Raw genomic sequence first — 8,524 nt, forward strand, 5'->3', positions numbered from 1 at the left:
CATTGCCCATTGCCTATTGCCTGTTCCCTGTTCCCTCTTGGACTAACTGATGTCCTTTCCGTACCTCGTAGTGCTATATTTCCGAGGACATCTTTGCCTGCACTCTCGGCAAACGGTAATATTCACTACAGTTCTAGATCCAATTTAGACCAATCTTGGAATACGTAGGGTGTACATCAAGGAGGAGGGGTGTAGTAAACGTGGCAGTACAATGGGATCTCTACAATCCAGAAGACTTCTATGATGAGCTGTTTTCAGCCAAAGGGCAGCCACGACCATCAGCCGCTGCCCTGATTAAGTGGATGCAGGGACTGCGCCCTGATGAACTCCAGCGACACCGGGAAACGGCTCAAGTTGCTCTGCTCAAGTTAGGCGTAACCTTTAGCGTCTACAGTGATAATCAGGGCATCGAACGGGTGTTCCCTTTTGATATCATTCCCCGGATTATCTCGGCTCAGGAATGGCAAACCTTAGAGAAAGGACTCAAACAGCGGATTCAAGCGCTGAACCTCTTCCTCAACGATATGTATGGGGAACAGCGTATTCTCAACGATGGCAAAATCCCCCCCGAAGTTGTGTTTTCGGCAACGGGATTTCTCAAGCCTTGCGTCGGCTTAAACCCCCCAAGCGATGTCTGGTGTCATATTACTGGAACCGATTTAGTGCGCGATCGCGAAGGTCAGTGGTATGTTCTGGAAGATAACCTGCGTGTACCTTCGGGCATCTCCTACGTCCTGGAAAATCGGCGGGTGATGAAAAGTACATTCCCGGCAATCTTCCAAACCCTGGCAATTCAACCCGTGGATGACTATCCTAGCCATTTGCTAGAAACGCTGCTCAATTTAGCACCACCTCAACTTCCTGATCCCACTGTAGTTGTCCTTACTCCCGGTATTTACAACTCCGCCTACTTTGAACATTCCTTTTTAGCCCAGCAAATGGGTGTAGAATTGGTCGAAGGTCGGGATTTAGTCGTCGTGGATGGCTATTTACAAATGCGGACGACGAAAGGATTGCGGCGAGTGGATGTGGTGTATCGTCGTGTCGATGATGACTTTTTAGATCCCCAAGTCTTTCGTCCGGATTCCCTCTTAGGGGTACCTGGACTGATGGAGGTGTATCGCCAAGGTAGAGTCGCCTTAGCCAATGCACCCGGAACAGGTGTAGCCGATGATAAGGTTGTCTATGCTTATGTCCCCGAAATGATTCGCTATTACCTGGGAGAAGAACCAATCTTATCCAATGTTCCCACCTATTTATGTTGGCAAGAACAAGACCGAAACTATGTTTTGAATAATTTAGAGAAAGTCGTGGTTAAGTCTGCCAATGAGTCGGGGGGGTATGGTATGTTAGTGGGTTCGAGTTCCACTGAGGTAGAACGGGCGGAGTTCGCGGAACGGATTAAAGCCAATCCTCGCAATTATATCGCCCAACCTATCCTTTGCTTGTCGCGAGTGCCAACCTTGATTGATCATCAGGTAGAAGGACGACATGTCGATTTGCGCCCTTATATTTTGCATCGGGGAGACGACATTTATGTTCATCCCGGTGGATTAACCCGTGTGGCGTTGAGAAAGGGTTCTCTGGTGGTGAATTCATCTCAAGGGGGCGGAAGTAAGGATACCTGGGTACTTAACCACTCCTAAACCAATCGGGCAAAGGACGAATGACGTAGCTTGCTTCTTTTCGGGAGCGAGTATGACGAATGACATAAGACGAATGACGAATGACATAAGACATAAGACAAAGGACGAATAAATACTTATGCTAAGTCGGGTTGCTGATTCTATCTACTGGCTCAATCGCTATATCGAACGGGCAGAAAATATTGCCCGGTTTGTGGATGTTAACTTAAATTCCATGCTGGATATGCCACCTGGAGTGACTCAGCAGTGGGAACCCTTGGTGATTACAACGGGGGATCGAGATGTATTCCAGGAACGCTACGGCGAGGCTACCTCGGACAATGTTATCCACTTCCTCACCTTTGACTCGAACTATCCCAATTCAATTTTATCGGTACTCCAACTGGCTCGCGAGAATGCCCGTTCGGTTCGGGAAGTGATATCTTCAGAAATGTGGGAAGAGGTCAATCAATTTTTCCTCATGGTTAAAGAGGCGTCTCAAGGAGGAGCATTGGGAACATTGCCTGATTTTTTCACCCAAGTCAAACTGGCTAGCCATCGCTTTGCTGGGGTTATGGATGCCACGATGACCCATAATGAGGGATGGAATTTTGGGCAAATGGGTAGATTATTAGAACGGGCAGATAAAACAACCCGAATTCTCGATGTGAAGTATTTTGTATTACTGCCGTCGGTACAGTGGGTAGGAACGCCATTGGATCAAATTCAATGGATGGCACTGCTCAAATCTGCCAGTGCTTATGAAATGTATCGCAAATCCCAGCATCGAATTACACCCCCCGGTGTCGCGGAATTTCTGATTCTCAACCGCCAGTTCCCTCGCTCAATTCACTTCTGTCTGGCGCAAGCTGAACAATCATTGCATCAAATTACTAGCACCCCCCGTGGAACCTGGTGCAACCCAGCCGAACGTGCTTTAGGTCGCTTGTGTTCTCAACTCGGATATCTGACCATAGAAGATGTTTTTGAGAATGGCTTGCATGAATTTTTAAACCAAATGCAAATCGAAATTAATCAAGTCGGTAATCAAATCTCGAAAACATTTTGTGCGGTAGAACCGGTATAGTGAGCGGGGTAGCCATGTAGAGACGTGCCATGGCACGTCTAGAGGAGCAGGGGAGATTAAATATATAGTGCGTTATAAAATTTGCCATACCACCACCTATACCTATAATCAGCCCGTTATTTTAAAACCCCATATCATCAGGTTACGTCCCCGGTGTGACGGGACTCAGACACTGCATTCATTTATATTGGACGTTGAACCTAAACCTGAGAAAATCGTTGAGATTATCGAATTGGATGGAAACGCGATCGCGAGACTTTTGTTTAATACCAGTACCGAAAAACTGACGATCAGCGCTACCTCAGTTGTGGAAACCTGTCGAACCAATCCCGATACCATTCAACTCGAACCGTGGGCGACTCAGTTACCGATTAACTATCCCGACTACTGGTTCTCTCAGTTACAGCCTTATCAGCGATTTTATGACCCCACCTCAGGCGATTCAATCCAACAGTTTGCCCAGGATATTTACCATCAAGTTAATGGTGATACTGTTAACTTTGTCAAAACACTTAACCAACATCTCCACACCCGTTGTAAACCCCAATATCGGGAAAAAGGCGCACCTTGGTCTCCTAGTAAAACCTGGCACTTAAAGAAAGGCTCTTGTCGCGATTTAGCGGTGCTATTCATGGACGTTTGTCGGGTGATGGGATTAGGCGCACGGTTTGTCAGTGGGTATCAGGAAGGGAATCTAGAGCGATCGCAACGATATCTTCATGCTTGGGTAGAAATTTACTTACCGGGTGCAGGCTGGCAAGGCTATGATCCGAATCAAGGTGTCGTGGTCACGGATCGCCATATTCCCCTCGTGGCTTGTGCTATACCCCGGTATGCTGCTCCGATTTCCGGTGCGATCGCGACGACTAAATCGGTGGGTGAAGGCGGTAAGAAAATTGAGTCGGATATGAAAATTAATTTGTCGATTACCAGAGATGAATATAGCGGTTTTCAGTCCGATACAATACACCTATCATAAGCGACAAGATTCTCCCTTTAGTACAGAAGTTCTGGTGGAACGTCTCCATAGGAATTATCTGTAAGCACTATAGATAGTTTGATGACGAGGAAAAGAGAATTACAGCTTCTTCAGAATATACAGAAATTTTCTTATCAACACTAGTATAATGAATCAGCGATTTTCAATGCAGGTCTAGTTTGACAGGCTAAAGTAGGGGCATGGCATTGCCGTGCCCTATTATCACCCTCGTAGTTTAAACTCCAGTCAATACGGAAACTCATATTTAAACGCCTCTGAGCCCTGATAACCTGAAATATCTGCCAATCGTTCTAAGGGCTGCACCCCGGAATAAAACTGTCCCTGAATTTCCCAGGTGGGAACCCCTTTAATATTGGCGGCTTGACAGCGTTCAGGTTGGGCATTTTCGCCGCGAGGATGGCATTCAATGTAATCAATTTGATTAAAGGCGGCTTGACCAAAAAGTTGTTTTTGTTCGTAACAATGGGGGCAAGTAAATGCACCATACATTTTTGCCCCTACAGTGTTTAAATGACGTGCTAACGCCAGTTCAGCCGCACCGGAAATATGAGTAATGGGGGAACCAGATTCTGCTGTCGTAGCGCTAGCACTAGGAACCTGAGTATAGACTCCCAATATCCCCGTGAACGTCACTAGACCAACCGCCAATCCTGTCAGCGTGACTTGCCTAATATCTTGCCAATTATGACCGATCGCGGTTAACACAAATACGGACAGGGATAACAGCGCCGAGGCGATGCAGTAGGGACAAATTCCCTTGACCACAAACAGCATCACTACCATCAAATAACCGCTACTCACCAGCATACAGGTGGTAATGGCTAGCATGATCAGCCAACTGGATTTTATCCACTCAGATGACAAGGATTTAATCACGAAAGGGGCTAGAGTCACCCCTGCAAGCGTGGTATAGGCAAGAAATCCCAATAGGGGTAAAGGAAGTCCAAAAACCTGGGCATAAGGACTTTCTAGCACCGCCTGACAGCCATGAGTGGGACAAATCTCTGCCGCTTTTCCCAACCATTCCACCCCGGTGAGAAATGCCGTCTCCAGCATTCCTAAAACCGCGATCGCTCCAATCCAATATCGGTTTTTTATTTGTCCTTTGTCATTCGTCATTGGTCAAGGAATAGGGAATAGGGAATAGGGAATAGGGAATAGGGAATGGGGAATAGGGATTTTAATCAATCAGAATATCTTCTTGTTGATTATCCTCTACTGGATGTTGCCATTCAATATTCGGCATGGATTCAAATGCCCGTCGTAACGAATCTTCCCACAATTTGCGAATCTTTGCCAGATAGGGATCACCTAAGCGCAGTTGTAGTTTCTGGCGAGCCATAAATGTGCCAGCTTCATACATGACCAAGTTAATTGGAGGTCCAACTGAAATATTCGATTTCATGGTTGAATCGATAGACAGCAAAGCGCACTTGGCAACCGCCTCTAGGGGCATATCATAAGTGAGAGTTCGGTCGAGAATGGGTTTGCCATACTTAGTTTCGCCAATTTGCAAAAATGGCGTTTCCAGCGTGGCTTGAATAAAATTCCCTTGGGTGTAAATCAGATAGAGTTGTGGTGCTTCGCCGCGAATTTGACCCCCGACTAACAAACTACAGTTAAAATCAATGCGATCGCGTTCTAACCAAGGACGGTCTTGATCTTGAATTTGTCGCAGTTTGCTGCCAATATAACGAGTCACTTCATACATATTCGGGAGGGAATGGATATTCAGTTCTTCCTGACTTTGTAAATCCCGATGCAACCGATTGATCACCCCTTGGGTAATCGAAAGGTTTCCCGATGTACATATAACAATCGCTCGTTCTCCTGGCAGGGAAAAATCAAAAAGCTTATTGTAAGTAGAAATATAGTCTACCCCGGCATTGGTGCGAGAGTCTGCTGCTAAGACTATACCAAAACGGTTAATAATGCCCAGACAGTAAGTCATTGTCAAATTATGTCCTCTTCAATTCGACTGGAAACCCGATGCAACAGGGTTCACCCGCATTCGCCAATTGATGGCATGGCTTAGACTGCTGTCGCCTGGACTGGATTGGTGAATCGTCCCTTTGGTAACGTTTTATACTACCCCTACGCATCTTCATTGGTATATTTACAAGTCTTCTGATTCCAGGGTAATCCTCCTGAGGGACTTCTGGGACAAAAAATTGGTCATTGGTCAAAACACTGATTTCACGGATTTATTGGAGAGATAGGGGTAGGGAGGTGAGAGCTTATTGACACTGATTACACAGACAAGGAAAGTTCTCTCATCTTCCCCATCTGACACACCGAGCGAAGTCGAGGTGTCCCTCATCTCCCCCAGCTTCCCTATCTCCCCCATCTCCCATCAAGGGGCTATCCCAGAATTAGCAGGCTGAGAGGCTAACGCCGCCGACTGACAAGTGCCAGGGACAGGGGATTGAGTATTGACCTCTACCTGTTTATATCCGGCTGTCGTCAACAACTGACCGACGACGAGTTCGGCGCGTTCGTTGGCTTTGTCTAATACCCCTTGCTCACAAGCATTGAAGACAATTTTCTTCAAGGTTTCTTGTTGCGCCAACATCTGCAACTGGGGTGCTGTATCAGGTCCTAATCCCAAGAAGCCGCGATCGTAGTCATACACCTGTGACCGATTCACGTCAATTTTGCTGTCTAAAATTTTCGGGGGTGGGAGTTGAAGTTGCAGCGTATCATTGACAGTTTGCACATTTTCTGGTTTTAACTCTGCCAAATCGACACCAGCTCGCACCTCACCATAAGCAATATAAAGGAGTGTGGTTTCCGCGATCGGATACCCTGCCAATGTCCGAGCTTGACGAGTCGGAACCACCGCCTCCATCGTAAACACCGCCGTGGTTAAGTCACTAGCCTCCCGCACTTGCTGGACAATCAAGGAGCGCACATCAACTTCAGGTGCGGGTTGAGGGGTGCTAAACAAGCTAGTCACTTGTCCCAAAAAACGAGACCCGGTACGCCATACCCCAATGCCAAAAATCAGGGCGACAACTACTGTAGCGCCTGTCGTCATCATCATCAGGTTTCTCAGTATCCCGAACATACTGGGACTGAGCTGATATTTATATTTGTCAAATAGATTATTCATCGCACTGCTCCTTCACCGGGCTGTCTGGGTCTCTCTAACTATAAGATTAGCGCTTTGGCACAAGCAGGATTGTTTCATTCAATGTGTCTCAGAATACAAAAACCGAGTCAAATCTCTCCTCCACTCCTCTAGAACACTGAGTCAGCAATCCAAATTCCTCATCGTTACCGTTAAACTACCATTTATAGGGTTAATTCATGAATTGCCCCGACAAATGCTAAACAAAGGTTGTAGCCAATGGGTTTCAGATTCATTCAACCAGTTCAACGAATCCTACTGAGTACAGCGTTACTTTCTCTGGGACTCTGGAGTTCCCCGGTATACGCTCAAGCCTCTGATGCTCAAGTCTCAGCGCTGGTGGAAGCCCTGCGATTAGCTGCACCGCAAACGGGAAGGGTAGATGATGGACTCTACAGTGATTGGCAAATTAAACCAGGTAACATTCCCCGTTGGTCAAAACAATGTATTGGACGAGAACTTTCACCTGCTGATTTTGAAGCCAGTCCGGTAACAGCGCGGGCTATCTTGGTTTGCGTGATGCGGGATGTGTTGAATGAGCAATATGATGCCAGTAATAATAATGAGTCCGTAGCAATACAACGAGCAGCCGCTTGGTGGATGACTGGGGATGGGAGTCAATACAATAGCGTTCCGGAAAACTCTTACACCTATACTTACATCCAGAATGTTCTGAAAAATTACCAACAGCAACGCCGAAATTCTCAGGCGCAACAACCTGCGACTTCTGCCCAACCCACCCCGACTTCCTCGGCGGAAAAACCAGCATCCTCTGCTCCACCGACAGAACGTCCATCGTCCGCTACCTCTCCACCTCAATCTGCCACCCCTTCCTCCACGAATAACGCGATTTCTGATGCGAAAGTCGCTGCTTTAGTGGAAGCCTTGCGACTAGCCGCACCGCAAACGGGAATCGAAGATGATGGACTCTACAGTGATTGGCAAATTAAACCGGGTAACATTCCCCGATGGTCAAAACAATGTATTGGACGAGAACTTTCACCTGCCGATTTTGAAGCCAGTCCGGTAACGGCGCGGAGTATCTTAGTGTGCGTGATGGGGGATGTATTGAATGAACAGTATCGTGCCAGTAATAATAATGAGTCGGTGGCAATACAACGGGCGGCGGCTTGGTGGATGACGGGTGATCCCCAGCAATATAATCAAGGTTCCACGGCGGCTTATACTCAACGAGTTTTGAATTTTTATCAGCAATCTTTGGTGAAGTGATTTCCACATTTGTAAGGAATAAGCTGTCATGGAGCAAGAGCTAGTTACAGACATGATTGAACTGGTAACAGTCTTCTCAGCGCGGCTCTATGGCGCTCGGAGTCGCAAGAATAAGAAGCTAATTGACGGTGTTTCAAGTGCAATCGAATAATCTCAAAAATAATCAACCCAATCCCTTGACGTTGGGGAGATATGTCCACATAGTAGAGGAGTAAATTGCCAGTTTGGGTAGATATGGCGACAATTATTATTGGACACAGGCTATTTGCCAATAGTGAAGATGAAGCGAAAGAAAAAGGATTACCTTTGCTAGAGAATCTTTGGGAACGCCTTTCTAAATCACTGGAAGCGGTTAAAAAAGACTGCTTAAATCGTTACCCAGACTTGATAATGGAGATCTCTAGCCTGGAAAAAGAATTTGTTGATTTTGACCAGTGGGACAAACAGGATGG

General features: G+C 46.6%; 8 protein-coding genes and 1 pseudogene. 6 read left to right on the forward strand and 3 right to left on the reverse strand.

Features of this window, described 5'->3' with window-relative positions; all coding sequences use genetic code 11:
* Positions 1-200: 200 nt before the first annotated feature.
* The 3 genes from RIE73_RS24510 (at position 201) to RIE73_RS24520 (ending at position 3,691) form a co-directional block, all read left to right on the forward strand.
* A complete protein-coding gene (locus RIE73_RS24510; protein WP_446403667.1) occupies positions 201-1,646 on the forward strand; it encodes a circularly permuted type 2 ATP-grasp protein in 1,446 nt (481 codons plus the stop codon).
* A 118-nt stretch (positions 1,647-1,764) separates the two neighbouring features.
* Positions 1,765-2,712, forward strand: a complete 948-nt coding sequence (locus RIE73_RS24515) for an alpha-E domain-containing protein (RefSeq protein ID WP_446403668.1) — start codon at positions 1,765-1,767, stop codon at positions 2,710-2,712.
* 67 nt (positions 2,713-2,779) lie between these two features.
* The gene (locus RIE73_RS24520; RefSeq protein WP_446403669.1) at positions 2,780-3,691 is read left to right on the forward strand and encodes a transglutaminase family protein; all 912 of its coding nucleotides are present in this window, start codon (positions 2,780-2,782) and stop codon (positions 3,689-3,691) included.
* Positions 3,692-3,937: 246 nt separating this feature from the next.
* On the opposite strand, the gene RIE73_RS24525 is transcribed toward RIE73_RS24520, so the two are convergent.
* The 3 genes from RIE73_RS24525 to RIE73_RS24535 all read right to left on the reverse strand — a co-directional run bounded on the left by RIE73_RS24525 (position 3,938) and on the right by RIE73_RS24535 (position 6,824).
* The gene (locus RIE73_RS24525) at positions 3,938-4,831 is read right to left on the reverse strand and encodes a vitamin K epoxide reductase family protein (protein WP_446403670.1); all 894 of its coding nucleotides are present in this window, start codon (positions 4,829-4,831) and stop codon (positions 3,938-3,940) included.
* A 61-nt stretch (positions 4,832-4,892) separates the two neighbouring features.
* Positions 4,893-5,663 (reverse strand): peptidase, encoded by a 771-nt coding sequence (locus RIE73_RS24530; RefSeq protein WP_446374406.1) that lies wholly within the window; start codon positions 5,661-5,663, stop codon positions 4,893-4,895.
* Positions 5,664-6,065: 402 nt separating this feature from the next.
* Entirely contained in the window at positions 6,066-6,824 is a 759-nt protein-coding gene (locus RIE73_RS24535; RefSeq protein ID WP_446403671.1) for a DUF4230 domain-containing protein, read from the reverse strand.
* Between the two features lie 237 nt (positions 6,825-7,061).
* On the opposite strand from RIE73_RS24535, the gene RIE73_RS24540 reads away from it, so the two are divergent.
* The 3 genes and pseudogenes from RIE73_RS24540 to RIE73_RS24550 all read left to right on the forward strand — a co-directional run.
* The gene (locus RIE73_RS24540; protein WP_446403672.1) at positions 7,062-8,072 is read left to right on the forward strand and encodes a hypothetical protein; all 1,011 of its coding nucleotides are present in this window, start codon (positions 7,062-7,064) and stop codon (positions 8,070-8,072) included.
* 31 nt (positions 8,073-8,103) lie between these two features.
* Positions 8,104-8,287: pseudogene (locus RIE73_RS24545) on the forward strand (hypothetical protein); the annotation flags it as partial.
* Between the two features lie 19 nt (positions 8,288-8,306).
* On the forward strand, positions 8,307-8,524 hold a 218-nt coding region (locus RIE73_RS24550), incomplete at its 3' end, for a hypothetical protein (RefSeq protein ID WP_446403673.1).

The sequence above is a fragment of the Coleofasciculus sp. C1-SOL-03 genome, assembly GCF_040220555.1.
Classification (GTDB): domain Bacteria; phylum Cyanobacteriota; class Cyanobacteriia; order Cyanobacteriales; family Coleofasciculaceae; genus Coleofasciculus.